This window comes from Neokomagataea anthophila (genome assembly GCF_018122595.1).
In the GTDB taxonomy this organism is placed as follows: domain Bacteria; phylum Pseudomonadota; class Alphaproteobacteria; order Acetobacterales; family Acetobacteraceae; genus Gluconobacter; species Gluconobacter anthophilus.
In genome coordinates this window covers 1-228 of record NZ_JAGRQH010000178.1, presented here as the reverse complement: position 1 = coordinate 228, position 228 = coordinate 1, and the positions used below count along the sequence as shown (strand labels likewise).

1 protein-coding gene is annotated in these 228 nt (G+C 52.2%); it reads right to left on the bottom strand.

What is annotated here, in order from left to right:
• The coding region (locus KB213_RS12410) for a hypothetical protein (protein WP_408903746.1) at nt 1-228 on the bottom strand (228 nt) is incomplete at both ends.

The following is a 228-nucleotide window of genomic DNA, read 5'->3' as shown; positions in this document are numbered from 1 at the left end:
ATCGTCACATATTCAGCTAAGAGGGTTTCTCCCGCCCGTACCGAACGCCGCAAAATAACACTACGTATATTCGCATGCACCTTGCCCGAAACCGTCAGAACAGTCCCCTGCGTTCCTGCATAGCCTGGAACACGAAACAGCGCCGTAAAATGCTCCCCTCGCCCCGTATGCTCCAACCTTATCAAAACAAGCGGTTCCTGATCCTCCACAGGTACAGGAATTGGCTTA